Origin of the sequence: Kineosphaera limosa NBRC 100340 (assembly GCF_000298215.1) — a bacterium.
GTDB lineage: Bacteria > Actinomycetota > Actinomycetes > Actinomycetales > Dermatophilaceae > Kineosphaera > Kineosphaera limosa.
In genome coordinates this window covers 26,916-53,790 of sequence record NZ_BAHD01000032.1, presented here as the reverse complement: position 1 = coordinate 53,790, position 26,875 = coordinate 26,916, and the positions used below count along the sequence as shown (strand labels likewise).

Sequence of the window (26,875 nt, the reverse complement as noted above, 5' to 3'; positions counted from 1 at the left end):
GCCCATTGCTCGGCAGGCAGGTAGGTGTCGGCGGAGCCGTTGAAGGGATCAGAAGGTCCGGTATCCACTGCGGGCCATGCGCACACCGTGGCCGGTGTCGGCGTTCCAGCACGTCATGCCGTCTTGCGCGGAGTGGCAGACGTAGTTGCGGTAGTGCACGGTCTGCCCGTAGGCGACGACTTGGGCGGGAAAGCTGCGGTCGCTGAAGTACGGGGCGTCGCCACGGGCTCCGATCTCGGGCTTGGACGAACCGTCCAGCCCGAACCACCATGGCGGCCCAAACGGGCTGCCGTCGTCGACCTCGACGTAGGACTTCACTCCGCAGCCGCCGCTGTCGGCGGAGAAGTCGCAGCCGATGTTGCCCGAGGGCGAGACGATGACCGCGGTCTCCGACCCGTATTGCCCCGCGGGGCGGATCGTGGTGATCGGGGTGGAGTCGGCGGGCACGCCCTTCGAGGGCGTGGCGTCACCGGCTTCGCCGACCGGTGCCGCAGAGTCCTCGCCGGGCGGCAGTTCGCCGGTGCGCACGACCTGCTGCTTCGCGTCGTCCCAGGTGAAGGTCGAGGTGGCCTTTCCGGACGCGCCGGCGTTCGCCTCACCGCCGCGCGGAAACATGTAGGTGATGGTGAGGGCGGAGTCGGAGATTCGCTCCGTCGCCGGGGAGAACGCCTGCGAGGTCTTGGTGGCGGTGCCGACGAACGCGCCGCGGTGAAAGAGCAGCACGTGATAGGGAGAGGAGCCGGTCGGCCCGACGATGCCGACCGGGATCCACGAGAGCGTGGCGCAGGGATCGTAGTCGTCGGTGAAGGCGTTTTCCGGGTCCCAGTCCCACTCGCGGTCGCCCTCGACCGTCGGCACCTTCGGCATGGCGGCGGCCAGCGCCTCCTTGGCGCTGGTTTTCGCACAGGTTGGTGTGGGAGATGCGGCCACTGGTGCCGCGGGCGCCGGCACCCGCGGGCTGCCGGCGCCGCCCGCTTCCTGACCCTCGCCACTCCCGCAGGCCGTCAACGCCAAGATGGCGGCCACCCCGGCACCGACGATCGCCCGACGCCCCCTGCCAAAGCCGCGTGCCATGTGCCCCCCTTACGCGGCCGAGAACAAGCCGCCTCGCGTCGACCGGTCCGGCTGACCGTGGCCGACACCCGCACCATCGACGCGCATAGGCGCTCCCTGAACAATCTGGCGGATGCAATTGGGGTTGACCAACGGCCGTTCACAGGATCAGCGAAAAGCAATTCCCTTGAACCCGAAGTAGGTGTTTTCCGCCGCCTTGGCAGTGATCGGCTCCACCCGCTTCACTCCACCCTTAACCCAGTCACCTCGAGACCACGTGTACGTCGTGCTGGTGCCACTAAAGTGACTGAATCCTCGCACCGGTCGCAATTCGTGACGTACCACCTGCGGACTTCGACCAGCCTTCGAGAACGTGTACCCATCGATCCCCATCAAGGGGTAGGCCTTACCCCAGAGACCGGACCGTCCAGAGCCAGGCGCTGGGAGGCGCTGCAGCTTGCCGTTGCGCAACGTGTAGGTCGCATACTCCCAGGCGTCAAACGGCTCGGAGCTGAGGTCTACGAAGATCTCGTCGCCGGGAACGCCATCGACGCGAGCGAATCCCAGGTGCACGTCACGGGGCGTCCGACGGTCACCGGACGAGTCGCACATGCAGGGAACCGTGAAGGTCGTGGTCGCCGCCTGACGGCGCGCAGTCGTGACAGTAAGGCGGAATGTCTGATGCGTGTCCCTGATCGTGACCAGGGAGACCGTTGCGGTGTCCCTGCGGCCGTCGCCGTTCAGGTCCGCGGTCTTGCTCACCGGGCCGTTCGGATTGATCGACCGAGGGGCCTGTGACACGTGAGTCGAGGTGATGGCGGAGTCTCCGGGCACACTCGAGGGCATCCCGCTCGACGCGTGGGCTGCGTTCGGCGCAATGGCGGCCCCGAGGATCACCGCGAGCATGGCGAGGCTTGCTCGAGCATCGAATCGGCGCCTTGTCGTTCGCGAGGTGCTGGCCGTCTCTGACATTCCCTTATCCCTTTCAACAGCGCTGGATGGCGAAAGATTGTTCTCCATCCAGCCGAAATGAACCGAGTGCTTCGTGAACTATCTGATGGATGGCCGCGCGGGGTCAGTGATGTCGATGCCGAAGAGATGCGCTTCGCCGGTGTCACTCTTCGGATCGCCACCGACCCACACAATTTTTGATCCCAGCCGTAAGGGCTCACTGCCGGCCGGAAAGTAGAGTGCGGCGAAGCTGGCACTGGCGTGCACCTGCCCGGCGGAGTCGACAAGCCGATACTCGGTGCGGTGCGCCCCGGAGCGTTCCACGTTGAAGATCACTGCCCACCGGTCTTGAGCGACGGCGGCGATGCGGGGGTGACCGACGATGTCGGCGCCCGCGGGTGAGAACTGCGTCAACGGTTGCATGCGCTGGTTCTGGGTGTGCGGATTGACCCACAGCAAGAAAGCGTTTCGACGCTCGTCGCGATGGAACGTGCCTCGTGGGGCGTCGTCGTGCCGCACGGTGTTGCCGACGACGAGCACTCCCTGCGGCCCGCTGACGAGCCCGGTGATGGCTGTGCCCGTGGCGTTGTCGCCGGCCGCACCGTTGAACGACATGACGTCGAACGCGGTGAAATCGCGGGAGCTCGGGTAGCCCTTGAACACGTGCATCCGCAGGGCCCGCGGGTAGGCGTCGCCGTGGTCGAGCAGCACGAGGCTCGATTCGAAGGTCGTCACGAGAGTTTGGAAGGAATGGCTGACGTACGGGCTTTTCCAGATGCTGCCGGCAGCGTCGTCGAAGGTGGTGGCGGCCATGGTCGGCACGTGCACCTCGAAAGTGAAGTTCGACTGGTGGCGGAGCCCGTCGTTCGTGCGGTACATGCCGCGCCCCATGTGCACGACGAGACGATCGCCGACGAGGGCCATGTGCGCTGCGGACGCACCGAAAGGCTCCCACAGCCCCTTGAACAGCTGGGTAGCTCCGCCCTTGATGGTCGCGGTCCCGACGAGCGACCACTGCGGGTCGTAGCGACGCACAGCGGCGACGTCGATCGCGTCGTTCTGCGCTTCGTTGAGCTGCCCGACGAGGACGTAGAAGTGACCGTCCGGACCGGCGTAGAAGCCGCCCCACTCCGACCATCCGGACAGCGAGATGGACCGAGATGCCCCCACCTTCGCGTAGGTGCGCGGGTCGAAAGTGTCGATCCTCAGGGCGTCGCCCTTGGGTGTGCGGGCGACGACGACAAGGTTGCCCGAGCGATCTGTGGTGTAGAAGACGTCGTCCGGCGACGCCCAGTTGACCCAGTCGTAGACCGTCGCGTCGGGCGTGCGTGCGACATCCACGCGGGCCAGGGCGCCGGGTAGCGGCCACGAGACGGCTGCACTGGCGACGAGCGGCGCCCCGCCGGAGGCGGACACGTAGCCGCGCAACTGCTGAGCAGCCGGCCGCTTCACAGTGAAGAGGGCGCGACCGCTGCGGTCCTGTTGGCTCGTGGCGACGACGGCCCAGCTCACGCCGCCCCCAGCGCTGGGTCGCTGTTCTCGCAACGTCACCTCCCGCCCGGGGCGAGCTGGTGTGGCCTGCACGGTCACCGCGCCTGATTCACCGACGGCGACGCCCGAGGCGAGGGTCACGCGCACGCTCTGGCCCACGACGCGCTGCTTGATGTCGGCCGTGGTCAGTGCGCGCAGCGCCGTGCCGTTGGCTCGCGTGGCCGGCGCGATGATCCGGTAGGTGGACTCGCCTGCCGTTGTGGCGGGGCGCGGGGTCAAAGCGACTGCGCCGGAGGCGGTGGAACGCCCGGAGAGCACGTCGCGCCACCCGCCGGAGCGCTGGACTTGCAGGGTGACGGGGCGAACTCCCTTCGTCCCCAGGGAGGCACGGTAGGTGACCCGTTCCCCGACGATGGCGGGGTTCACCGAGGCCCGAACGGCGACCCGCGCGGTCGAGATTGGCGCGGTGGAGACGGGCGCGGTGGAGACGGGCGCGGCGGCCGCGACCAGCGTCCGCGAGTTCGGGTCGGGCGCAGCAACGGCCGCGGTCCCCGTCGCGCCGAGAGCCACCAGCAATGCGCTGGCCACGAGCAGCGCTCCTCTGCGTCCGTGCATGACATCCCCGATCCATGGTGTCGCGCACGCCTGGACCGTCCTGGTCGATTGGGTCGCGCGTCCGACGTCCAAGGGATCGACGCACCTGGGCGCAACCTGAGCAGTCACACCCGACACGGCTGTCGTCCGTGGAGAACGGCCAGCGATTGCTCAGGGCTGAGGGGTATCGGCCAATCGAACTGTGTCCCGGTCACTCATCGCGTCGAGGTCACGAGGTAGGCGTCGAGGTCGAGTTGCGCGCGCTGACGCCCACGACAGCAGGTGGCACGAGCAGAACCGGCCCGTCGGTGAGGGCGCCACCGACACCCGCGTCCCCACATCGACCAACCCCGGCCGGAGCAGAGCCCAGTGTTCTCAGGCGGCAGGGTGGATGCTCAACGTCCCACCGAGGGCATGGGCGATCCGCGCCAACATGACACCCCCGGGAGCCTGCGCCCCGTTCTCGATGGCGGAGATCACGCCCTGCCGGGTTCCTGCCCTGCGAGCGAGTTCGCTCTGGGAGATACCGGCGGCCGCACGCGCGCTGTACACGAGCTCGGCCAGAAGCAGCCGAGCCTCGGCCTCAACTGCGGCAGCGTCGTACTCGCTGCGCTCCGCAGCGGTCATCGCGGCCAACGCCTGGCCTCTGGCGTCTTCCCACGGGGTCGTAGCGGAAGTGCTCATCTGCCCTTGCCCTCCTTCTTGGCCCTACCGCCGTCACGGCGGGCGGCTTGCGCGCGCCGTGCCCGCAAGACTTCCGCCCGCTCGTTCTGACGCTGCTTACGAAACGTTGTCAGGGTGACCGCACTCCGGTCGGCGTCGAAGCTGTACGTGATGCGCCTACTGACGCTCTCGCACGTGAACCGCAACTCATAGAGGCCATCCCCGAGTGACCGCGAGTGCGGCATACGCAACATATGCCCCCGCGTGGCCAGACGCTCCAAGTTGGCGTATCGCACGGACTCGGTCGTCCACGACCCGTCTTCGATGTCCTGGACCCACACTCGGGCGCCGGGGTTGTCCAGTTCGACGCATCGGAGTCTCCCCTTTTCGGGGCCGACGGTTCGCACCCCAGAGACCGGGATCGGCCACCCCGAACGCGCCTTGAGCACTGTTGCAGGCAACGGCTCAGAAGGTGCGGCAGCGTCGCGAGCGGCCGTCCGTCGTCAGGGGCGGATGGCTGCCGCTCAGGGGCGGCTTCGGGAGAAGCCCAGCACCTCGGCTTCGCGGTAGCGGGGTGCCATGAGGCCGTCCCCGAGTTCTGTCACCAGGCCGCCTTCCCACATCGAGCGGCAGGCGACGGAGCCGTCGGCACGCACCACGCAGCTCTTGGCGCCGGAGTAGTTGTCGGAGATGTCCGCGGCGCGGTCGCCGTACTTGATGTCGACCAGGTTGCGGTTGGTGTCGCTGTCGAGCGGGCAGATCAGTCGAGCGTCGGGTTCGGCGAAGTAGCAGTTGGTGTTGGACAGCAGCGCCCGCGCGCGGAGCGGCAGTCGGGGCGCGGCACCGGCGACCGGCGCGTTCGGATACTTGTACGCGCGCACGACCCCCTCGGTCGAACGCACGAGCAGCCAGTCGCGGATCGCGATCGACTCGGGCACGAAGCCGGCACCCAGGTCGATGCGCGTGGGCCGGGGCACGACGGGCTGACCAACGACGGCGGGCGTGTTGTCACCCCAGCACCACACACTGCGGTCGGTGCCCAGGATGCAAGCTGCCATGTTGCGGGCGACCAGGGCGCGGGCTTTCGGCAACCCGGCGACGGGAGTCAGTGGTGTCGGGTCGTAGCTATAGTCCGGGGGGCCGTGGTCGATGCGGTGGTGGCACCAGATGCTCCCGTCGGTGCCGCGGGCGCAGGCGGCGTCACCACTGAGCGCGGCGTACTCGGCGACGCCGGAGGGCGGGCCGGCGACGGTTGTAAATTCCGTGCGGTCACCTTGTCCAGTCGCCCGGCTGCACGACAGCTGGGCGCTGCGCGTGATGATGCACATCGCCCAGCCGAGCCCGGTGGCGACGGCCGTGGCCGGCTCGGGCTGGTCCGCCACCCGTTGCGGCGCGCGGCCGATGCAGTGCACTGCGCCGGCCTCATCGATGAGGCATCCGGCTCCCATGCTCGTGGCTTTGAGGTTCTCCCGCGCGACGGTGGAGTTGACCGCCTCCTGCAGCAGTTCGTCGCACAACACCCCGGAGTCACCGATGGCGACGACCCGCTCGGGGCGCGCATCCCGCACCCCGTCGCGCACGGTCGCCGGCAGTGGCCCGCACGGCGGCACGAGAAACAGCGGCCCATCGGTGAGGGAGAGCGCGGCTGCGGCGTCCACTCCCCCGATGCCGCTGGCCAGGTAGACGGTGCGGGCCCCGACGGGGTAGGCGCGGCGGGCCAGGAGCGCCGACGTCGCGTAGCGGTCGGCGCCGGCGACGTCGACGAACTCTGCCCGTTCCAGTTCGTGCTGACCGCGCAGCAGTGCCTTGCGTTGGGCCTCCGGGATGGCCGAGGCGCCGCCGACGACGGCGACGGGCTCCCAGAAGGCCGGTTCGGGGTAGTGGAACGTGCCGGCGTCACCGTGTGGTGGCAGCGGGCCCCGTTGCGGCGTGATGACGGTGTAGGCGTCGCGCAGCTGCGCCGCTGCAGCCGCCTCGGCGAGCACCCTCGCGGGCGTGAACAGCGTGTCCGGCATTTGCGAAATCTGGTCGTCGCTGCCTTGGTTGGCCGCATTCAAGGCGCGACGCCACGACAGCGAGATCGGGTCGCCGGGCACCCTGGTGACCCGTTTGGCACCGACCACAGCCCGCACCTGGGCATCGGAGAGGCCCCCGACCACTTCGACGGTCAACGGGTTGACGTGCTGATAGGCGGCTCGCACGGAGGCGGGCACCGGCCCCGAGGGCGGCACGAACAGGGTGGGTGTCGCGTCGCCACCGAGGGCGACGGCCAGCAACGGCGTCGCACCGGAGACCAGTCGCAGCTTCGGCCCAGCGGGGATCTCCCCGTTGGCGCGCCACCGCACAACGGCGGCGGCAGTGTCGTACCGGGTGTCCCCGCTGAGGCGCACCGGCGTGGGCCGGTTGACGTCGGCAGTCGCCACGTGCGTCGCGCCGCTAGGCAGGGCACCGGATGCGGGGGGCGCCGCCTCAGTCGCGAGCGTGTCGCCGGATGTCGCTGTGGCCCCGGCCAGAACCAACACGACGGCGCCCAACATCGCGGCGCCACTCCGGGCGAATCGCCGTGCGGAGGTGAATCGCTGCGCCGCTATCACCACAGCCACCACAGACAGTGAGCAGCTGCGACGGCTTCCAACGTCTTCATCGGCGTGATCCTCATCGACGATCGACCGGCCTCGCCCCCCCGCACCCCACAAAGCCCTTGTGAATCAAGGCTATTCGGCTCGACGGAAAGTTCAATTCGAACCATCGTTCAGGACATGCGTTCGAGTTGCGCGGGCCGCCCCGCGCCAGCGACCCTGAGGGAACCGCAGGGCATCCAGACCGGTGTCTCAACGACTCCGACAAGCACGAGTGGGGAGACGATGAGCGCGGGGGTCGGAATCGAGGCGAGCGAAGCGGTAGAGGATGTCACGCCGCCGCCAGAGGCCACCACCGAGGCCACCACCGGGGAGTCCACCACCGGAGCGCCCCCCGGTGACGAGCCCCCCGGGCATGAGTCCCCCGCTGACGAGCCCCCCGCCGACGAGCCCCCCGCCGACGAGTCCCCGATCGCGGCACCCGCGGCCAACGCGAAGGGCCCCTCCGTCATCCGCCGCGCCGCCAACCGGGTCGCCCGTGCAACGGCCTCAACAACAGCGGACCGGTGCGCGACGGTGGCGATGGCGGCGCTGGTGGGCTACCTCTTCTGGCTGCCGGTGTTCTCGCTCCACACGGGCATTGCGGTGACGTTCACGGTGTACGGCATCTTCGCGGCGGTGGGTGTGCTCCGGCTACCCGGCGCACGGTGGCGCGGCGCGGGCATTGTCGCGGTCGCGGCACTCCCGTGGCTGGCCTGGGCGCTGATGTGGCCGACGTGGTCGGCGTGGGCACCGGAGCTGCGTTTGGTGCGCGCAGAGGCGTTGGCGTTGCTGTCGTGCGGAATGATCACCCTCAGCGCTGTGGTCTTGGCGCAGGGACGCCGCCCGGGCGTCGAGATGCACCGCCGCATCTGGCTGCTCCTCGGCGCAATGTCAGTGCCGATCGGCCTGTGGGAGATCGTCACTCACGACCACCTCTTCCCCGGCCCGTGGGCTCCCCCGCCGTGGTCACCGGCCGCGACCTTCGGCAATCCGAACAATTTCGCCGGGGTACTCGTCGTCGTCTACGGATTGACGCTGCTGCGACTCACCGAGCGGATCAACCGCGTCTCTCGGCTGGCCTTGGCGGCCCTGGCGGTGGCCACCCTCGTCGTGATGCTCGCCACGTTGAGCCGCGCAGCCGTCGCCGCCGCACTGCTCCTCACCGTCGCGGCGACGGTCCTCGAGTTGCACCGCCGCGCAGTCCTGCCGGCTCCACGGCACGGCCGCCGCGCCCTGACTGTCGCAGCCGGAGGCATCCTCGCCCTGCTGGCCTCGCTCACCATCCCCGCCGTGGCCCGAGTCAATCCGTTGGCGGCGTTCTTGCTACCCGCCGAGGAGGAGACCGTGGCCGCCGATGACCTGCGCCTCGCGTTGGCCCGGCAGGGGTTGGAGATGTGGCGCGAGCAGCCGTGGATCGGGATCGGCGGCGCACGCTTCGAGCCGCTGCTCAGCGAGCGCGGGTTCGAGCGAATCATCCCGATGCACAACGGTTTCCTGGAGATTCTCACCGAGTACGGGCTGGTCGTTTTCGTGCCGCTCGCACTGTGGCTTGTCGCCCTGGCATGGCACCTGCTGCCGCGGCGCAACCTTCGAACACCCGGGCTTCAAGCGGGCCGTCCACGCGGACTGGATGCGGTGGGTGCACGGTTCGCCATCTTCGTCTGGCTTACGGGGTTCGCGGTCTTCGGATCGATCACGAGCTCTCCGGTGCGCTCACCCTTCTGGTACCTCATGGCGGGCTCGGCCACCGCAGCCGTCTGGTGGCTGCGCAGCAGGCGCCCCAGCGCACCCAAACCCGGACGGCCGTCTTGAACATCAGTACCAATTGACGTCTCTGACAAGCCGGTCAATACTCGTATGAGGGTGTCCGCTGAGACCGGACGCCCATCTGGAGGCCTCGGGGGCGGCCTCACATCAACCACGTCCGTTGCGCCGGGGCGCTGTCCCGCGCCCGAGAACGGACCCGAACAAGGGGGCTACATGCCTGTCTCGTCCACCCGTCGTTTGACCACCGCCACCGCCACGATCGCACTCGCCGCGGCGGGCCTCGTCGCCCCGGCGATGAGCGCCAACGCTGCGCCCGCGATCACGTTGAACCCGACGGCACCGGTCGCGGGCTCGGCGTTCACGGCCTCGTTCACGGGTCTGACCGCCAACAACACCTACCGCCTGGCCCTGACCGGCACGACCGCGGGCGACAAGGCCGACCGCGCCGAGTCCAACACGTGCCGCGGCGCAGCCCCGGTGAGCGCGACGACCCTGAGCTGCACGCTCACCGAGGCGGCCGGCGGCGCGTACGAGCTGAAGCTCCTCGACGGCAACGACAACACGGTGTTGGCCCAGGCCGTCACGGTCCGCTCGATCGTCTCCATCCCGCAGGCCGCCCAGCCGAGCGCCACCGACGGCGCCGGCACGGCCAACGACGCCATCACCCTGACGCGCGTCCCCAACGTCACCTGGACCATCGACGGCGGCGCGGCCGTGACCTTCCCCGAGGGCGTCAACACCCAAGAGGTGCGCGTCACCCCCGGCGACCCGTCCACCGACTACCGCGTGACCGCCACCGCGGCCGATGGCCACGTCTTCGAGGGCGGCTCGACGACGTGGAGCCAGACGTTCCGCCTCACCTCTGCGGCGACGGTCCCGGCCCTGCTGCCGACCCCCACGGCCCCGGTCGTCATCGACGAGCCGGGCAAGACCAACGACGCCGTGCGCCTGACCCGCGTGGAGAACGTCACCTGGTTCGTCAACGGCACCGAGGTTCCGTGGACCGACAACGCGACGGTCAAGACCGTGCCGGTCACCCACGGTGAGGGCGGCCGGGTGACGGTGACGGCCCGCGCTGCGGCCGGTCGCGCGTTCCCCGGGCTGCACCCGGCCTACGACTTCGTCTACACCTACACCGACGAGCGCGGCGAGCCGACGTCGACGCGGGTCGCGGGCAACGGCCGTGTCGAGACGGCGATCGAGGCGTCGAAGAAGTACTTCCCGCAGCGCACGGAGACGGTGTACGTCGCCAACGCCCTGAACTTCCCCGACGCCCTGTCGGCGGGCCCGGCGGCCGCGCGGCAGGAGTCCCCGCTGCTGTTGACGCTGCCCAACCAGGCCTCCAGTGCAGTTCTAGATGAGGTTCGTCGCCTGGCGCCGCAGTCGATTCGCATCGTCGGCGGTACCACGGTCGTCTCCCCGGAGGTCGAGCGTCAGCTGCAGCAGATCGCTCCCGTGACCCGCCTGCAGGGTCAGAACCGCTACGCGACGGCCGCTGCGGTCTCCGGGACGTGGGCCAAGTCGGGCACGGTGTACGTGGCCCTGGGTCTGAACTTCCCCGACGCGCTGTCGGCCGGTTCGGGTGCGGCGAAGGAGAACGCTCCGCTGCTGCTCAGCGACGGCAACGGCCTGAGCGGAGAGACGGTCGCGGCGCTGCAGAGCCTGGAGCCGGCCAACGTCAAGCTCGTCGGTGGCGCCGACGTGCTGCGCGCCTCGGTCGAGCGTCAGATCCGCGACGTGCGCCCCAGCGCGACGATCACGCGCTACGCGGGTGCCGACCGGTTCGCCACCTCGGCTGCGGTCATCGAGAACGTCACCGGCCGCCCCGGCGACCAGACCACGGCCTTCCTGGCGACCGGCCTGAACTTCCCCGACGCACTGTCGGGCGTCCCGGCCGCGCACAAGGCCAAGGCCCCGCTGGCGCTGACCCTGCCGCAGTGCCTGCCGGCGAGCGTCAAGACCCAGCTCGACAAGCTGCCGCTGACCGCCGTCACCCGCCTGGGTGGCTCGTCGGTCGTCGGCGACTACCCGCTGAGCCGGGGCTGCTGACCACTCGCACAACGATGCTCGGATCGGGCTCGGGTCTTCTCCTGGACCGATCCGCCGCCGAGGGCCCGTCGCGCATTTCGCGCGGCGGGCCTTCGCCGTTGGTGGGGCGCGAGTGAGGCTGTCCGACAGGGAGTCTGAGCCCTCTTACACTGGCTGGGTGCCCCTGTTGTCCCGCCTGCGCGACGGGTCGCTGATCGGCGGATTCGCCCGCGACGTCACCTACCTGACCTCGGGGGCCGCGGCCGCGCAGATCGTGCTACTGGGCAGCCAGGTGGTGTTGGCGCGGCTGTACACCCCCGATGAGCGGGGTGCGTTCTCGATCGCTCTGGCCTACGCCTCGATCCTGGCGGTGTTCGCGACGATGCGCTACGAGATGGCGATCCCGTTGGCGGCCGATGAGCCGGAGGCGCACGGGTTGCTGCGGCTGTGTCTGAGGTCGGCGGTGGGCGTGACCCTCGCCGCTCAGGTGGCTCTGGTCGCCGTCGCGGTGTTCGGTGGCGGCCTGGGTGCTGGGCTGGGGGCAGCCGCGGCGCTGTGGCTCGTGCCGGTCACAGCCTTGTCGATCGCCGCGTTCACGAGCCTGCGCCTGTTCGAGAGCCGCCGCGGACGGTTCGGTGCGGTGGGAACGTCGACGGTGTGGGGCGCTTGTGTCACTGCGGTGACACAGATCGGTGCGGGTCTGGCGGGGCTGACGATGTTGGGCCTGACAGCGGGGTACGCGGCCGGTCGCTTCGCCACGGCGGTCTCGATGGGGTTCCGGGCGCCACCGACGGAAGGCGCGCCCACGAAGATGCGCATCGTGGCGCGGCGGTGGCAGCGGATGCCGCTGCTCAACACCTTCCCGGCGCTGTTGACGGTGGTGTCGGTGGGCGCGGTCGCACCGTTCGTGGCGTGGCTTTTCGGTCGGGAGTTCGCGGGTCAGTTCGGTCTGGCGACCCAGGTGCTGGCGGCGCCGGCGGCGCTGCTGGGCACGGCGGTCGCCGGCGTGCTCTACCCGAAAATGGCTCGCCTAGAGCGGGAGTCGACGGGCGCTCGGTCGGCCATCGAGACGGTGACGGTCGGGCTCGTGCTCGTGGCGTTGCCGGTCTTCGTGGCGGTCGGGGTGCTCGGCCCGGAGCTGTTCGCTGTGGTGTTCGGCGTCCGCTGGTTCGAGGCGGGCGTGCTCGCGGCGCTGCTCGCGCCGTGGCTGGGCGCGAACTTCGTCTCCACCCCGCTCAGCTCGTACGCGACGGTGCGCAACCGGATGGGCCAGATTCTGCTCATCGCCCTCGTCGAGATGATCCTGCGACTGGTCGGGCTGTGGATGGGTGTCGTTCTGGGCGATCCGCTGCTGGGGGTGCTCTGGTACGGCATCGCGGGTTTCGTCATCTGCGTCGCCTACGTCATGTGGGTGCTGCGCCTGGCCGGCGGCTCGCTGGTGGGGGTCCTCGCCCGACTGTGGGGGTCTTTGGTGGTGGCGGTGCTGGCTGTCGCCGCGTCGCTGGTCGCTCGGAGCGCGGCCGACCCGGTGGTTGTGATTGTGGTCGGAGCGGTCGGGGTGGCTGTGCTGCTCGCCGCGTGCACCGTGTCGGCCCGCCACCTTGTCAGCGCGATGCGCGGCGCCCGCTAGCGCCGCGACACCAGCGACGTTCGCGCCCCTACCCACCCCCTTCTGCCGACGGTTGCCGTCCCTACCCACCCCTTCCGCCGACGGTTGCTGTCCCTGCCCACGGGTGCGGTTGCAACAGCATCGGTCGGCAGGGAGCGCAGCAGTCGCGCCCAGGCGCCAGCCAGGAGCACAGGCCAGGTGCCCGCCCAACGTCAGCGGGCGCGGCGGGTGAGCACTTCGTCGTAGAGCGCATCGAGTTCGGCGGCGACCGCGGCGGGCCCATAGCGCGCTACGGCGCTGGTTCGCCGTGCCTGGTCGGCGGCGGGGGATGCCTCGAGCGCCAAGGCTGCGGTGAGCGCCCTGCTGAGCGCGGCCTCGTCGGGGCCGTCGGCGAGCACCCCCGCGCCGGGGGTCCAGATGCTCTGGGGGCCGCCGCTGCGGGGCGCGACGAACGGCACTCCGGCGGCGAGGCCCTCGACGAGGGTCACTCCGAAGGTCTCCACTGGGCTCCCGGAGATGAGAACGGCGGCCTGCTGCAGCTCGCGGGCCACGGCGGGGCGGTCGAGGTGGCCGGTGAACCGCACGTCGACTTCGAGGTCGCGGGCTAGGTCTTCGAGGCCGGGGCGGGAGGGGCCGGCGCCGACGAGGCACAGTGCGTGCGCGGCCCGCACCGCCGCGGGCAAGGCGGCGTAGGCACGGATGACCTGCGGCATGCCCTTGTGCGGCAGCAAGGTGCCGATGCTGATGACCGATCCCGCCGCAGCCGCCGTGGGCGAGCGGAGGGCGAAGTCGTCGACCGGCACCACATTCGGAATGACGTGCACGCCCGACCCGACGCCGGGCAGGGAGCGGGCCTGCAACTCACTCACGGCCACGACAGCGTCGGCCGCGGCATACGTCGCAGCCGCCCGCCGCAGTTCGGCCGTGCCATGCTGCGCCCGCAAGAACGCCGAGGAGTGTTCGGTGATGACGACGGGAATGCCGCGCGCCCGCCCGTACCGCACGGCGGCCACCCCGGCGGGAAAGGCGTTGTGGGCGTGCAGCACGTCGGGTCGCCCGTGCTCGCGCTCGAGGTCGCGCAGGTCGCGTTGCAGCAGCATCACCGCGGCCGCCAGTCCGAGGGTGTCGTGCACCTCGCGCGCGAAACGCGCCCCGACTCGCAGCACCTGCTGCGCGGTGCTGGGCGTGGGCCGCCCGGGCCCGGCTGCACCCAGCAGCACCGAACTGCCAGCCTGCGCCGCCCGCCCCACCTGGGCGGAGCCCCCCGCGTCAGCCCAGGCCCCGGGCTCCGCTGCATCTGCCGCCCGAGCCGACTCCCCCGTCTGCGCTGAGCCTCCCGTCTGCGACGGAACCCCAGGCTGTGCTGCTGAACCGGAACCCGGGTCGGCAGGTCCAGCGCCAGCAGGAGGCCCGCCGGCCCGAGCGCGCGCCCCGACCCCGAGCCGCCGCGCGACTGCCCGCAGCCCCGGCATCTCGCGGTGCGCGACCTGCACCTGATAGCCGGCCGCCCGCAGCGCATCGACCTGGTCGCGCACGAACATTCCTCGCTGCGGGTGGGCCGACGTGGGGTAGAGCCCGGTGACGACAACGACGCGCCGACTCATCGGCCGCGCCACCCACCGGCGCGGTGCGCCAACTTCTGCCGCGCGAACCACAGGGGCGGGTTGGCCATCGAGGCGTACGCCAGCCGCTCGACGAGGGGCAGCTGCCGGTCGGTCAGCAGCGCGAGCACTCGCCCGTCGCGTCGCAGCTGTTCGGCCCGCCACTGCTGCTCGAACTGCGCCCGCGCCGTGGCCGGCAGGTCGAACCGGGGCTCGGCGAGCATCCGCGGAAAGGCCCGGGAGCGCACATGCATGGCCTCGCTCATCTGCGCGAAGGACTTGGCGCGGGGGTTGGAGTTGCCGGCGTGCACGCGGTACCGGATGACGACGTCGGTGGAATCGATGCGCCGGTCGGCGAGTGCGGCGGCGAGGTTACCCATCCAGATGTCCTCGGACGGCAGCTCGGGTGGCACGGGAAAGACAAGGTCTGCCAGCGGCCGGGTCATCGTGATGCTGGGCCCGGACATGTTGCCGCCCGCCCCACGTGGATGCACGGTTTCGGTGCCGCGGGCCTCGTCGACGATGAGGATCTTGAAGAACGCGACGGCCCGCTCCCCCACGTGCGGGCCGAGGGCGTCGACCCGCAATCGCAGCGCGGCCGGCACGAGCTCGTCGTCGCCACCGACGTGACACACGATGTCGCCGCGGGCGGCGGCGTATGCGGCGTTGAACGCGGCGACCTTGCCGAGCTTGGTGCCACTGGAGACGACCCGGATCCGCGGATCGTCGGCGGCAGCGGCGGCGACGAGGGTGGGGGTGTCGTCGGTCGACCCATCGTCGACAAGCAGCAGCTCCCAGTCGGAGTGCGTCTGGGCGCGCACACTGTCGAGCATCGCGGGCAGGTACCGCTGCTCGTTGAACACCGGCGTGATCAGCGAGACCGTGACCACGGACCCTCCTTCACCGCGCGAGCTGACCTTCACGAAAGTGTAGGTGCCGCAACCGCGCTCGACTGCAGGCGGCAGGCCGAAGGGGCCCGACAGCGCAGGGCAGGGCGCACGTCCCGGCACTGTCGGCGTGGGGCGCTCGGGTGCGGTCAGTGCCTCAGAGTTGGCCCTGCGTGCGCCGGGGGCGAACGGAGTACGTCATTCGAGAGGCGCCACGGCCAGGGCGTGAACACCCCAGGTCACGAGGCTGACGGATTTGTGACCTGCCGATGACGTACTCCGTTTGCCACAGTGTCGGCACCGAGCGACGCAACCCGCCGCAGGATCGGCGCCGCCCGATCGATCAAGGTTATCCACAGGGCTGTGGATGGCCTCTGCGGGACCGGCGGCGCTGTCGCCAGAATCGCGGCATGTCCCTAACGCCCATCCCGGCCCCCGACCGCACCGACGATCCCGGCGTGGCAGCGCTTCATGCCTACCTCGTCGCTTCGGGCGGCATCGCCGAGTACTGCGAACTGGTAGCCGCCACCGATTGGCGGACGGTCCGCAAGGCGCAGCAGGCGGGGGTCATCGTGCGTCGCCACCGGGGTCGCTACGCGCTACCCGACGGCGACGCAGTGGCTTCTCCTGCCCCGCTCGATCAGACAGCCTTCGACCCGCAGGTGCTCGCCGCCCGGCGAAGCGAACGTGCAGCGCTCCACCGCCAAAAGGCACAGTTGCTGGTCGCCACCCGGTCGCATCGCAGCGCGGCCGAGCACTACGGGCTGCCCGTGCTGGTCGAGCCAACGGTGCCTGAGGTCATCGTGCCGCGGGGCCGCGAGTTGCCCCAGCGTGCCGGGGGCGCGATCCTGCGGCGCCGGAGCCTCACCGAGGACGAGCGTCGCGAGGGCGTGACGGCACCGCTGCGCACCGTGTTGGACTGCGCCGCTGATCTGCCGTTCGCCGAGGCGTTGGCCGCCGCCGACTCGGCGCTGCGACCGGACGGGGACGCGCCGGCCCTGGTCGCGCGCTCGCAACTGCTCGAGGGCGTGGACTCGGTCGCCCGCCAGTTTCGCGGTCGGGTGCGGCGCGTCATCGAGGCAGCCGACGGGCGGGCGGCGAATCCGTTTGAGTCGGCGATCCGCGCGTTGGCACTCGAGGTGCCGAGGTTGTCGGTCGAACCGCAGGTGCAGATCGTTGTGGACGACACTGGTCACCAGCTCGATCTTTGCGGACGTGGCACTGCGGATCGTCATCGAGGGCGACAGTTACGCCTGGCATGCCACGCGCAGCGCCTTCGCTGCAGACTGCGACCGCTACACCGGACTGATCGCCGCCGACTGGCTGGTGCTGCGGCCGACATGGCGCGCGGTCACCAAAACACCCCAGCGCTTACGTCGGCAGTTCTCCGATGTGGTCGCCCTTCGCGAAGGACAACGAGACCGGGCAGCCGGAGTGGTTTGCCCGCATTGCCTCCGGGACGCTGCCTGAGCTGCCCTGGCTCGCCAGGGGCAGAGAGGGCGACTGGATCGTGCGTGCAGGGCGACCGCTTGTTGAGCTCGCAGGTTGCCTCGCCGATCGCAGGAATGGCCCCTCGGGGCGGTCAGGTCATCGGACGGTGGTCACGACGAAGGGCTTGGAGATCGCTTTCGAGTCGTCGGACCGGAGTCGGTAGACGTGGCGGCCCAGTGCGTCGGCCTTGATGTAGGTGCTGACTCGGCCGTTGGTTCGGACGTGACCTTCGGAGATCGGGCGCCAGGCGCTGCGGCCGTGGAGGCGTTCGAGCGTGATCTTGGCCAGCGGCCCCAACGGCGCAGCCGCTGAATCGACACGGGCTGTGCTGCCACTCTTGACGGTCTTTGGTGCCTGCACGGGGAGGGTCATCGTCCATGGCACGGTGGTCGACGCGAAGGCGAGGAAGGTCCGGCGATTCCTGATGTCTTTCGCGTCGGACAGGACCTTGGCGCACTGCCCCGACCGCATCGGGGCGCCCAACATCGAGTTGGTGATCCGGTTGTTCAGAACGGCCGTGAAGCGTCCATCGGGCGCCGTCCGCACCGCGGTGCCGCCTTGGTCGCTGTTGTAGCACTCGTCGCCTTGGCCCACGATGACGGTTGGTCGACGACCGTAGGCGTGCTTCGAGGTGCTCAAGACGCGCCCCTTGACGACGTAGGTGGGGCTACCTAGATCGGCTGCCGACAGTTTCTCGAACGTGATGGCAGGGCTGTTGCGCCCCCGCACATGAATCTCGGGCCCAGCGATCGGAGTCAGGTAGCGGGTGCACAGGAATTCGCAGTTGTATGCGCCGCTGAACCGCACGGTTCGCGTCGGCCCGCCCACGTTGACCACGCCCCGCCAGTGCTTCGTCGCCCCTTTCTGGCCGACGAGCTTGAGGGTGACGGACATGTCGGCCGGCCCTGGGGTGTACATCGACTCCGACAGGGTCATCACTGTCCCGGACTGGTCCTGCTCGTGCTCGCGGGTCCGCGTCGTCAACGTGATCGTGACAGGCGCGGTGCCCAGCTCCCTGACGGAGACAGCAGAAGGGGACGCCGCCGCAGCTACGACCTCGAAGGTCTCGTCGTAGTAGTAGTCGTCGGCCCGCGCCTGCTGGGGTGCGGTGACACCAAGGGCGACGAGGGCGCCGACGACGGCTGCGGCGAGGGGTTTGATGCGCATGTGTCCCCATCGGCAGGCGGGGCGAAGCCCCCTGTCTTCTTTGGAAATTCACATCCGATTGCCGCCCCGCGCGGGTGCGGTGGCTACCCAAGGGACCAGCGGGCCCAGGACAGAGCCCGGACTAGCCCAGAATCCCGTGCGAACACCCAAGGACGCGCTGATCATTGCGGGGCAGACCTGGTCCGGGATCGGCTGCTGCGTGCGCCATGCCGATCTTCCGTTGCCACTGGCGACCGTGGGGCCGACCAGCGTTTCGTGGAGTCCCGTGGCGGCCTCAGGCGCCGTCTCAATGCCGAGCACACGCGCCGCCGGAAGCGAATTGCGTAGAGATTTGGTCGCGAGGCACGGTCATGGCGACCGGCTGGACGCCGTGCTCAAGCCCGTGGGGGTCCGTCAACCAGACCAGACCGTCGGTCGTGGGCAAGGTCAGCAAGGGGCGATCCAAAGAGGAGCCGGGCTCGCCGCTGGCGTCCGCGGGTGACTTGGCATTGAGCACCGCGGGCTCCGGCACAACGGGCCGCGCACACACCAGGGAACCCCTAAGGCCGCGGAACTCCTCCGGCTGCTGGCCCGCCTGGGCTGCCGACCGGGTAGACGCCACCGAATCAGAAATGGACTTCACTTGATAGTTCAGCATCTCCATCATGGCAGCCGTGACCAGCAGGCCAAGCATCACCAAGAAGAGCACATTGTCGCGACGCTCCGGAAAGAAGTGCTCAAGCCAACCGGCTGCACCTAGAAACAAAACAATCGAAAAAAGCGCCAGAAGAGTGAACCCGGAAGCCATCATGAAGTTCGCCGCTGGCCCGCGTTCCACGACCCCTGACGGAACGCCGAATCCATAGCGTGTGTAGAGATCCCAGCCGGCGTCACTGACATAGGCGAGGACGGCCACGGACGGAAGGGTCAACCCCAGCATCGGCCACGCATGACGTCCAACCCAGGAAGAACGCAGATGGGCAATTCCGGCCGCCACCAAGCAGAAGAGCGCCAACATGATGGCGCCCGGCATCGCCGAGGGGTTCACATTGAAGGACGCCAGCATCCAACCGAGGCAGGCCAACAGCACAGCAAGGAGTAGACCGTACAGCCAGCGCCGCCTACTTGACCAGTCTCGATTGGCCGTTCCGATCGATCCAAGATTCCGGGACGCGGCAAGTACCACCACCACGCCAGCGGCGAGGAACCACCCAGCCGCACGGTCGCCGTGAAACAGGCCCACAAGAAACCCGAGCCCCATCAGAATCACGGAAATTACGATGCGCAACGCGTTGGGCAGCGCCGCTCGAATCCGCTCCTCCGGCAATCTTGGACGCTCGAAGACCCGTTGGCCGACGGGTTGATAGGCACGCTGACGGGTCGCCGGGAAATCCGGGGCGTTCAGCGGCGAGCCCCTCAGGGCGCTGTCGGCGTCAGCCATGGAACTGCCGGGCGGCAACGCGAGATGCCGCTGCACCCGCAGGCCCCCACAGCGGATCACGGCGTTCCAGGCCCCCGCGCGCCAGCGCCCCCACCCGGCTGGCGGGGCCCACACGACCTCGAACTCCTCGACCGGCTGAACGTCTACCTCGGCGAGCTTTGACTCCCTGACGGTTGCAGCGACGGCCCCGCCAATGGCTCGCTGCAACCGCCGGTGGGCAACGTCGCGCGCTCGCATCCTGGCCACGTCATCCACAAGGATGTCTATGCGGACGAGGGACAACTGGTCGGCATGCTGGTCATCGCCGGCGACCGCGGGTTCGATGGTTCGGTGAATCCAGCCCTTCGACGCGCAGAGCCGCTGCAGGATCCACTCGTCGTCACCCTTGACGACCTCGACTAGGCAGCTCACGCGGTGACTGGGGCGCGGCCGCCCCTGGGGGACTGAACTCGATTCCTCCGGCAGAGCCTCCACAACTTCGACCACGCGGCCCTGCGCCGCCGAACTCTGACTGGATGTCGCCGATACCTCCGCGGTCGCGCCCAGCGGCCTGGGCCCGCGTTCTATGCGCTGCGAGCGTCGCCCCGCCGAGCGACGACCCTTGACACCACCCGCGTCCTTACAGGACGCGTCGACTCCGACCACCATGCTGCCCTCCTTCAATCGGGGCGCCCGTCGTCGCGGGCCTGCCCGTACCGCAATTCGTCTGTAGGGCATACCAACACGGAGCACCGACAAGGTTCCGGTGCCCGAGCGACCACCTGCGCACGGAGTCGGCATGGCCGGCCGCCTCGCTCCCAGCCGGTCGCCGAACGAACTGGGCACGACCTGGCCAGCCAGGGTTTGTCTCAGGTGGCTGCCATATGTCTCCGATCGGAGTGGGGCACCCGTTCACGATTCCGGGGACCCATGGAAGGACCACCGATGACAGGGAAGTCGTGGCGCCCGTTCGCGCGCCTGGCCGCAGCAGTGACCATGACGTGCGTTGTGACGCTCCCGGCGGCCGCCGCACCGAGGGTCGAGCCGCCTGGCCCGGCACCGGTGGCCGGAGGTGTCGCGGCGGGCGCCGCTGCGCTCGCTTCGGGGCAGTCGGCTCCACAGGCTCAGATGGACCGCGAGACCGCGCAGACCATGTTCTACGACGAGTTGCTGCCGCTGGTAAACACCCCGGTGGGTTGGACCGGCAGTGTGGCGGGATGCGTTGCCGGCAGCCCCTCGGACACCGCCTTGAACGCGAATCTGGCCGCGGTCAACCTGTTCCGCAAGATGCAGCAGTTGCCGCCGGTCACGTTGAACGCGGCCTACAACCGGGGGGCGCAGGCGGCGGCGCTCATCATGCACGCGCAGGGGGCCCTCTCGCACGGCCCGACTCCCGCGTGGGCGTGCTTCACTCCCGAAGGAGCAGTGGGAGCCGGCCGCTCCAACCTCTACCTGGGCGTCACTGGAGCCAGCGCGATCTGGGGCTACATGACGGACCCGGGGGCCTCGAACACGGCGGTGGGTCATCGACGTTGGATCATCCATCCAGGAGCGACCTCGATGGGCGTAGGCATGACCGATCACAGCCACGCGCTGTGGGTCATCGGTGATTCGTGGTCGTCCGCGTCGGAGCCGCAGTGGTTGGCCTGGCCGACGGCTGGCCACTTCCCCGCGTGGCTGGAGCCGGAGGGCCGCTGGTCGTTGGGGACCTCCGACAACGCGACAAGCTTCCGGCAAGCACGGGTTCGGGTCGACGGGCCGCAGGGTCCGATGAAGGTCACGGCACACGAGCCGGTCGAGGGTTACGCCATGAACACGCTCGTCTGGCAGGTCGACGGGCTCCCCCAGGCGGGTGCGATGGAGAAAGACAGCAGATATCGCGTCACCGTCGAAGGGGTGACGAGGGCAGGGGCAACGCTCGCCCCGATCGTCTACGACGTCGCCCTCGTCGCGGCCCGCCCCGCAACCGCGCCGACGACACCACGGCTGACAGGCACGCCGCGCCCCGGCGTCACCCTGCGCCTCGCCGACCTCACGTGGCCCGCTGACCTCAGCTACGACGTTCAGTGGCTGCGCAATGGGCGCCCTATCGTGGGCGCGAGCGGCCTCTCGTACACACCTGCCGCAGGAGACGTCGGCACGCGGATTTCGGCGCGGGTGACCCTGAAGAGGGAGTACTACCAGCAATCGTCTGTGACGACCGCTCCGCTGACGGTCTTGGCGCCTCCAGGCCCTCGCCGCTGGACGACAACGAAGTCGCCTGCGCTTTTCGGCGACGCCAGGGTAGGCAGCACCGTCAGAGTCAGCCCCGGCTCATGGACTCCGGCACCGGCGACAGTGTCGTTCCAGTGGTACCGCGGCAACACGCCGATCAAGCGCGCGAACAAGTCCACGTACCAGTTGAGCCGAGCAGATCGGGGGGCGTCCGTTCGTGCAGTCGTCACCGTTACTCGGCCAGGCTGGCCGAAGGGGACAGCCTCCACCAAGACGGCACGCGTGCGCTGACGAAGCAGGCGCGACCGGGCGCCGAGCGCGGCATACCCCACAAGTTCTTGCGGTGATGCGCCGGGGTGGCGCTAAGTGCCGCGTGGAGGGTCTGCTGTATCTCTGCCCCACGGCGCCGCCACGGACTTCTGCGCGAGGGCGCGCTTCTCCACGAGCTGCCAGGAGACGTAGGCGACGAGGGCGGCCAGCAGCACGGAGAGCACCGTGTAGCCCACCTGGGTGAGGGCGGTGGCGCCGGCGGCGACGAGAACGGTCTGGATGGGCCAGTGGTAGACGTACATGCCGTACGACAGGTCGGCGGACGGCCGGTGCCGTAGCCACGTAGTCCCGACCATCGCATAGAGGCACAGGTAGGCGAAGGCAGCGGCGCCCAGCACCCGGTAGTTGTCGAAGAAGACCAGGGAGCCGGCCAGCACCAGAAGCGCCACAGCGAGCCAGCGCCGCCGCACAGGGATCCTGTGGGCGAGAAGCAGCCCGAGCGCGCCGAGCATGAACATCACGAAGCACCGCAGGTAGAACCGCCCGACGACGGGAACGACATCGAAGGCCTGCAGCGCAACCAGCAGCCATGCTGCGGCCACGGCGCACACCAGCAGCCACGGCCGACGCAACACCCCGGCCACGCCGGCAATGGCGATCAGCACGTAGCAGACGGCCTCGTACCAGAGCGTCCACAACGGACCGTTGACGACCTGCGGCTCGTGCCCAGTAATCGGCAGGCCGGAGACCGAGTAGTCGCGCATGTACAGCAGCGAGTTCTCCAACACATACCGCCAGGAGGTGCCCAGCACGTCGGCGACGGGCACCCCGCTGAGCACCGCCAGCACCGGCGCCACCACCAGAGCGGTCACGACCAGACACGTCCAGAACCCGGGCATGATCCGCAAGAACCGATGCCACGCATACCGCCCCGGCGAGCCAAGCTGCAGGTAGCTGCGGGTGACGAGAAACCCGGACAGCACGAAGAACCCGTCGACAGCCAGATCCCCGACCTCGGTGCGCCCCAGCCGCGGCTGGTGCCCGTACGCGATGGCCGAAGCGTGCATCACCGCAACCGTCGTGGCCAGGATGAGCCGCAACATGTCGAGGCTGTTGGACCGCGGGTCGAAAGCGTCAGAGAGCGCGCGGGCGCGCGCTCTCGTCGCCTGTGCGCCCACGCCGCCCTCCCCGCTGATCCGGGAGCACCTCGCGCGCCCACCCGATAGATCGGCCAGCCTCCAGGCACCTGAAGGGGCGGGTCGGCGGCGCACAGGCCCCCGGCACTTGCGCGCCGCTCATGCGCCACCCGCGTCCGTCTGTCAGGCAGGCGCCAGCGAGGCACGTGAGCCGGGCACCACGGCTGCCCAGACCGTTATCCAGAGGCGGCCCACGCGCACTGGGGGCAAGCGGAGTACATCATTCGGTCTGCGCCTGTCGCGGGGCGGGAACACCCCAGGTCACGGGACTCGACGGGTTCGTGCCTACCGATGACGTACTCCGTTCGCCACGGCGGACGTTGCGCTGCGGACCGTCATCGACGGCGACCGTTGCGCCTGGCACGCTACGCGCAACGCCTTCTCTGCCGACTGCGATCGCTCTACGGTCTGATCGCTGCGGATCGGCTGGGTGCAGTGGCCGATGTGGTCGCTCTTCGCGAAGGGCAGCGAGACCGGGCAGCGGGGCGGTGTGCCAGCGGTGCCTTCGGGTCGCGGCCTGAGCAGCACAGCCACTCGCCGGGGGCTCATGCGGGCGCCTGAACCAGCCGTTCAGCCATCCCCTCTCGGTGAGTACCTCAAGAGGACTTCATCGGAGACCACCGACAAGAGGCCGCCGAGCACGACCCACGACCCCGCCCCAGGCGGTCGCGAACAACACCGACGACCGGCGAGAGCGCCGCGGCCGAGCCTCAGGACTCGGTCGCGGAGATGACCGTCCCGACATCGATCTGGGCGCGCTCCTCGGCGAGAACCTTGAGCGCTTCCTCATCGCTGACCTGGTTCGGGGGCGTCACGAGACTGACGACCACGCCGAAGACGGTGGCTGTGAGCAGTGAGGGGATGACGGGGTTGCCCCAGAACGCGCTCCAGTCGGAGTTCGCCTGCACCATCAGGGCGGCGACCGAGCCGGTGATGATGGCCGCCATACCGCCCTGCCACGTGGCGCGCTCCCAGAAGCGGCCCATGATCGACGCGACGAGCAGGCCAGTGAGGATCGTCGAGATCATCGTCGTGATGTAGCCGATGATCGTGTCCGCCACCAGTGCCCCGATGAGAGCGAACGTCAGCACACCGAGCAGGCCCGCCCGGGAGTAGTACAGCATCTTGTCCTTCTGCGGCATGCGGCCCGTGACGAGCTGGTACACGTCACGCAGGAGGATCGTGACGGCCGTGACGGCGTCTGAGTCGCCCGATGACATCGTGGCCGAGAGGCCGGCAACCAGCAGGAACGCGCCCACGGCGAGCGGGAAGACCTCGGTGGCCAGGTAGGGGAAAGCCATGTCGGGTGATGCCAGGTCGGGGTTCAGCGAGTGCGCTGCCATGCCGACGATGGCGGGCATGACCGAGAAGAGCGCGAAGAGCCCGGCCACCCACAGCAAGCTGCGGCGCACCACGCCGGTGTTGGCGGCGGAGTAGATCCGCTGACGGTACGAGGGCGTCGCGAGCACCCCAACGGCGATGACGATGGCCAGCGACGCTGCGGGCACCGCACCCAGCGATTGGATGCCGAGGAACTCCATGGCCACTTCACCATTGGTGGCGCTGAGTCCGCCGCTGCCGCCGACCTTGGTGAGGGCGAGCACCGCCAAGGTCATGAAGCCGAAGAAGAGCAGGGTTCCCTGAATCACGTCGGTGATGACGACCGCGAGGTAGCCACCGATGACGGTGTAGATCCCGAAGCCCAGCGCGACGATGACCTTGGACCACGAGGGGTCGATCCCCGTCAGATAGGTCAGGTAGAGCGCACCGCCCAGGACGTGTGCGCCGAGCCACCCGACGCTGGCCAGCAGGAGCACGATCGCGACGAGTCCCTTGATCCTGCGGTCGGCTCCGTAGTAGAAGCTCACTTCCTCGGAGTAGGTCATGAAGCCGTACTTGCGAACGTTGGCGAACATGACCATCAGGAGGATGACACCCAGGGCGCCTCCGATGCCGTACAGCGCTCCTGCCCAGCCGTTTTCGTAGGCAAAGCCAACGGCCCCGAGGCTGGATCCGGTGCCGACGAGGGTTGCCAGCGTGGTGGCGAGCAGCAGCGGGGTGCTCAGTCCGCGACCGGCCATGAGGAAGTCCTCGCCGGTCTTGTTACGTCGAGCCACGACGAGGCCGACGCCGATCATGACGATGACGAAGCCGATGAAGACGATGAGGTAGATCGGGTGCGGGTTGATATCCATGGCGACTCAGTCCTCGGTCAGCGGTGCGTAGAGGACGGCGTCGACCTCGATCGCGAAGCCGGGAAGATCGGCTTGCAGGGTGGTCCGAGCCGTCGTCTCCGCGCCGAAGTACTCGGTGTACAGGGCGTTCATCTCGGCGAAGTCCTCGAGCGATCGCAGGTAGACCCCGACCCGCACGGCGTCGGCGAGGCTGCTCCCGGCCGCCGCCGCGACGACGGCGAGGTTGTCGAAGGTCGCCCGAGCTTGGGTCTCAAAATCACCCTCGACGCGTGACCCGTCCGGGCGGTTCGGGATGGCGCCGGCGAGGAAGACGAGGTCGCCGGCGCGAACCGCGTGGGTGTAGGGACCGCCAGGCTTACCGGCCTGGTCGCAGTAGATCGGCTGCTTTGTCATGGCGAGGTCAGCTCCTTTGTGAGGGGTGCGGGGTCAGAAGATCGTGACGATCGCGTCTGCCACGCGGTCGTCGTCGAGTACGGGGATGAGGCGCCACTTGTCGAAGGCCGTGCACGGGTGCGACAGGCCGAGTTCGACGAGGTCGCCCACCTGCAGCGCGCCGTGCGGGTCTTCGGCGAACAGGTGATGGTCGTTCAGTTCCGTCACCGTGACGCCGTCGAGCTGCCGCCATGCCTCGTCTCCTCGCCGAACGCGCAGCACGATCGGCAGGTCGACGTCGACCGGCACATCGCGCTTGCCGACGGCCAGCAGCGCCAGCCCAGGTTCTGGCGTCGAGCTGACCCGTGCGAAGGCGGTGAGCGCGGGTACGAGCGGGTCGGCGGTGGCCGCGGACCGCAGGGGTGAGCTGCGTTCGTAGGACTGGTGGTCGTGGGAGATGACGCACCCGGCCCGCACGATGCGCCGCACCGGGCGACTCACGTCGATGACCTCACGTAGCGCGTTGGCCGCGAGATCAGGGAAGGCGCTTCCGCCGGCGGTGACGATTATGTCGTCGACATCGGCGAACAGTCCCTCGCGATCGGCCGCTCGGGTGAGCTCGGGCAGCTGCGACAGCCAGTCGGAGACGGCCGCGACCGCAGCCTCGTCGCGCGCCTGGGGCAGGACGCCTTCGTAGCCCTCGATTCCGGCCAGTCGCACGTGCTCGCTCTGGTGCACCTGCCGGGCGAGGTCGAGTGCAGCCGCAACACTGCGCACGCCGACGCGTCGCCCGGGCACTCCGATCTCGACGAGCACGGGCACGACGCTCCCGGCGGCGGCACCCGCGCGGTCGAGCAGGCGCAGACCGGCCGCGCTGTCGACCAGCGCCAGGTACGTGCGGTCGCTGCGCTGCGCGACCTCGGCCAGCCACGCGGCCTGCGGCGCATCGGTCACCTCGTTGGCGATGATCACCCGGGCGATGCCGTGCTCGTCCATGAGGCGGGCTTGGGCGACGGTGGCGGCCGTGAGCCCCCACGCGCCGTGGGCGAGCTGCCGGGCCCACAGCTGCGGGGCCATGGTCGTCTTACCGTGCGGTGCATGCTCGACGTCGTTGGCGTCGCACCAGGCGGCGAAGCGGGACAAATTGTGGTCGATGGCGGAGCCGCGTGCGACGACGGTGGGCAGCCACAGGTCGTCCAAGGTCCAGGAGGCCGCGCACACGGCCTCGACAGATAGCGGCGTCTGCGGAAAGTTGCGTGCGTGCACGGGCTCGCACTCGAGGGGGTCTGTCGGCACAGGCATGACC

The 26,875-nt window shown here is 69.4% G+C and carries 19 protein-coding genes; 5 read left to right on the top strand and 14 right to left on the bottom strand.

The features are described 5' to 3' along the window. Nucleotides 1–48 precede the first annotated feature (48 nt). The 6 genes from KILIM_RS22320 to KILIM_RS10675 all read right to left on the bottom strand — a co-directional run bounded on the left by KILIM_RS22320 (nucleotide 49) and on the right by KILIM_RS10675 (nucleotide 7,175). On the bottom strand, nucleotides 49–1,074 hold the full coding sequence (locus KILIM_RS22320; protein WP_006592696.1) for an LppP/LprE family lipoprotein: 1,026 nt from the start codon (nucleotides 1,072–1,074) through the stop codon (nucleotides 49–51). 147 nt (nucleotides 1,075–1,221) lie between these two features. Then, the gene (locus KILIM_RS10695) at nucleotides 1,222–1,815 is read right to left on the bottom strand and encodes a hypothetical protein (protein ID WP_157551639.1); all 594 of its coding nucleotides are present in this window, start codon (nucleotides 1,813–1,815) and stop codon (nucleotides 1,222–1,224) included. Nucleotides 1,816–2,103: 288 nt separating this feature from the next. After that, a complete protein-coding gene (locus tag KILIM_RS10690) occupies nucleotides 2,104–4,083 on the bottom strand; it encodes a hypothetical protein (RefSeq protein WP_040562981.1) in 1,980 nt (659 codons plus the stop codon). Between the two features lie 381 nt (nucleotides 4,084–4,464). After that, the gene (locus tag KILIM_RS10685) at nucleotides 4,465–4,773 is read right to left on the bottom strand and encodes a helix-turn-helix domain-containing protein (protein WP_006592692.1); all 309 of its coding nucleotides are present in this window, start codon (nucleotides 4,771–4,773) and stop codon (nucleotides 4,465–4,467) included. Continuing rightward, nucleotides 4,770–5,048 (bottom strand): type II toxin-antitoxin system RelE/ParE family toxin, encoded by a 279-nt coding sequence (locus tag KILIM_RS10680; RefSeq protein ID WP_255247638.1) that lies wholly within the window; start codon nucleotides 5,046–5,048, stop codon nucleotides 4,770–4,772. Before KILIM_RS10680 ends, KILIM_RS10685 begins: the two co-directional genes overlap by 4 nt. A gap of 228 nt (nucleotides 5,049–5,276) precedes the next feature. Beyond that, nucleotides 5,277–7,175 carry a cell wall-binding repeat-containing protein gene (locus KILIM_RS10675; RefSeq protein WP_169330755.1) on the bottom strand — a complete coding sequence of 633 codons (1,899 nt, stop codon included), beginning with the start codon at nucleotides 7,173–7,175 and terminating at the stop codon, nucleotides 5,277–5,279. Nucleotides 7,176–7,616: 441 nt separating this feature from the next. Between KILIM_RS10675 and KILIM_RS25285 the strand changes: the two genes are divergently transcribed. The 3 genes from KILIM_RS25285 to KILIM_RS10660 all read left to right on the top strand — a co-directional run bounded on the left by KILIM_RS25285 (nucleotide 7,617) and on the right by KILIM_RS10660 (nucleotide 12,798). After that, on the top strand, nucleotides 7,617–9,185 hold the full coding sequence (locus tag KILIM_RS25285) for an O-antigen ligase family protein (RefSeq protein WP_006592689.1): 1,569 nt from the start codon (nucleotides 7,617–7,619) through the stop codon (nucleotides 9,183–9,185). Between the two features lie 168 nt (nucleotides 9,186–9,353). Beyond that, complete coding sequence (locus tag KILIM_RS22315) at nucleotides 9,354–11,189, top strand: cell wall-binding repeat-containing protein (protein WP_006592688.1); 1,836 nt, start codon at nucleotides 9,354–9,356, stop codon at nucleotides 11,187–11,189. Nucleotides 11,190–11,346: 157 nt separating this feature from the next. Then, on the top strand, nucleotides 11,347–12,798 hold the full coding sequence (locus KILIM_RS10660; protein ID WP_040562979.1) for a lipopolysaccharide biosynthesis protein: 1,452 nt from the start codon (nucleotides 11,347–11,349) through the stop codon (nucleotides 12,796–12,798). Between the two features lie 191 nt (nucleotides 12,799–12,989). On the opposite strand, the gene KILIM_RS10655 is transcribed toward KILIM_RS10660, so the two are convergent. Next, nucleotides 12,990–14,381 carry a glycosyltransferase gene (locus tag KILIM_RS10655; protein WP_157551638.1) on the bottom strand — a complete coding sequence of 464 codons (1,392 nt, stop codon included), beginning with the start codon at nucleotides 14,379–14,381 and terminating at the stop codon, nucleotides 12,990–12,992. Further along, nucleotides 14,378–15,268: a glycosyltransferase family 2 protein gene (locus tag KILIM_RS10650; RefSeq protein ID WP_006592685.1), complete on the bottom strand. Its 891-nt coding sequence runs from the start codon at nucleotides 15,266–15,268 to the stop codon at nucleotides 14,378–14,380. The genes KILIM_RS10655 and KILIM_RS10650 overlap by 4 nt, the downstream gene beginning before the upstream one ends. Nucleotides 15,269–16,441: 1,173 nt before the next feature. Here KILIM_RS10650 and KILIM_RS23990 point away from each other — a divergent pair. Next, nucleotides 16,442–16,735 carry a putative endonuclease domain-containing protein gene (locus KILIM_RS23990; RefSeq protein WP_006592683.1) on the top strand — a complete coding sequence of 98 codons (294 nt, stop codon included), beginning with the start codon at nucleotides 16,442–16,444 and terminating at the stop codon, nucleotides 16,733–16,735. Nucleotides 16,736–16,852: 117 nt separating this feature from the next. On the opposite strand, the gene KILIM_RS10640 is transcribed toward KILIM_RS23990, so the two are convergent. Together KILIM_RS10640 and KILIM_RS10635 are read right to left on the bottom strand one after the other, a co-directional pair. Beyond that, entirely contained in the window at nucleotides 16,853–17,923 is a 1,071-nt protein-coding gene (locus KILIM_RS10640) for a hypothetical protein (protein WP_006592682.1), read from the bottom strand. Between the two features lie 286 nt (nucleotides 17,924–18,209). Next, nucleotides 18,210–19,991 (bottom strand): hypothetical protein, encoded by a 1,782-nt coding sequence (locus KILIM_RS10635; protein ID WP_006592681.1) that lies wholly within the window; start codon nucleotides 19,989–19,991, stop codon nucleotides 18,210–18,212. Nucleotides 19,992–20,267: 276 nt separating this feature from the next. Here KILIM_RS10635 and KILIM_RS10630 point away from each other — a divergent pair, with 276 nt between their 5' ends. Further along, a complete protein-coding gene (locus KILIM_RS10630; RefSeq protein WP_006592680.1) occupies nucleotides 20,268–21,827 on the top strand; it encodes a CAP domain-containing protein in 1,560 nt (519 codons plus the stop codon). A gap of 71 nt (nucleotides 21,828–21,898) precedes the next feature. Here KILIM_RS10630 and KILIM_RS10625 read toward each other — a convergent pair whose 3' ends face one another. The 4 genes from KILIM_RS10625 to KILIM_RS10610 form a co-directional block, all read right to left on the bottom strand. Then, complete coding sequence (locus KILIM_RS10625) at nucleotides 21,899–22,984, bottom strand: acyltransferase family protein (protein WP_006592679.1); 1,086 nt, start codon at nucleotides 22,982–22,984, stop codon at nucleotides 21,899–21,901. A gap of 728 nt (nucleotides 22,985–23,712) precedes the next feature. Then, the gene (locus tag KILIM_RS10620) at nucleotides 23,713–25,197 is read right to left on the bottom strand and encodes a sodium:solute symporter family protein (RefSeq protein ID WP_006592678.1); all 1,485 of its coding nucleotides are present in this window, start codon (nucleotides 25,195–25,197) and stop codon (nucleotides 23,713–23,715) included. Between the two features lie 6 nt (nucleotides 25,198–25,203). Further along, nucleotides 25,204–25,590: a RidA family protein gene (locus KILIM_RS10615; protein ID WP_006592677.1), complete on the bottom strand. Its 387-nt coding sequence runs from the start codon at nucleotides 25,588–25,590 to the stop codon at nucleotides 25,204–25,206. Nucleotides 25,591–25,623: 33 nt separating this feature from the next. After that, a complete protein-coding gene (locus KILIM_RS10610; RefSeq protein WP_006592676.1) occupies nucleotides 25,624–26,871 on the bottom strand; it encodes an alanine racemase in 1,248 nt (415 codons plus the stop codon). Between the last annotated feature and the right edge of the window lie 4 nt (nucleotides 26,872–26,875).

Excerpts from the sequence above, each read along its gene's own strand:
- KILIM_RS22320 (WP_006592696.1), bottom strand. The coding sequence starts at position 1,074 with ATGGCACGCGGCTTTGGCAGGGGGCGTCGGGCGATCGTCGGTGCCGGG.
- KILIM_RS22315 (WP_006592688.1), top strand. The coding sequence starts at position 9,354 with ATGCCTGTCTCGTCCACCCGTCGTTTGACCACCGCCACCGCCACGATC.
- KILIM_RS10620 (WP_006592678.1), bottom strand. The coding sequence starts at position 25,197 with ATGGATATCAACCCGCACCCGATCTACCTCATCGTCTTCATCGGCTTC.
- KILIM_RS10685 (WP_006592692.1), bottom strand. The coding sequence starts at position 4,773 with ATGAGCACTTCCGCTACGACCCCGTGGGAAGACGCCAGAGGCCAGGCG.
- KILIM_RS10635 (WP_006592681.1), bottom strand. The coding sequence starts at position 19,991 with ATGGTGGTCGGAGTCGACGCGTCCTGTAAGGACGCGGGTGGTGTCAAG.
- KILIM_RS10615 (WP_006592677.1), bottom strand. The coding sequence starts at position 25,590 with ATGACAAAGCAGCCGATCTACTGCGACCAGGCCGGTAAGCCTGGCGGT.
- KILIM_RS25285 (WP_006592689.1), top strand. The coding sequence starts at position 7,617 with ATGAGCGCGGGGGTCGGAATCGAGGCGAGCGAAGCGGTAGAGGATGTC.
- KILIM_RS10610 (WP_006592676.1), bottom strand. The coding sequence starts at position 26,871 with ATGCCTGTGCCGACAGACCCCCTCGAGTGCGAGCCCGTGCACGCACGC.
- KILIM_RS10630 (WP_006592680.1), top strand. The coding sequence starts at position 20,268 with ATGACAGGGAAGTCGTGGCGCCCGTTCGCGCGCCTGGCCGCAGCAGTG.
- KILIM_RS10640 (WP_006592682.1), bottom strand. The coding sequence starts at position 17,923 with ATGCGCATCAAACCCCTCGCCGCAGCCGTCGTCGGCGCCCTCGTCGCC.
- KILIM_RS10655 (WP_157551638.1), bottom strand. The coding sequence starts at position 14,381 with ATGAGTCGGCGCGTCGTTGTCGTCACCGGGCTCTACCCCACGTCGGCC.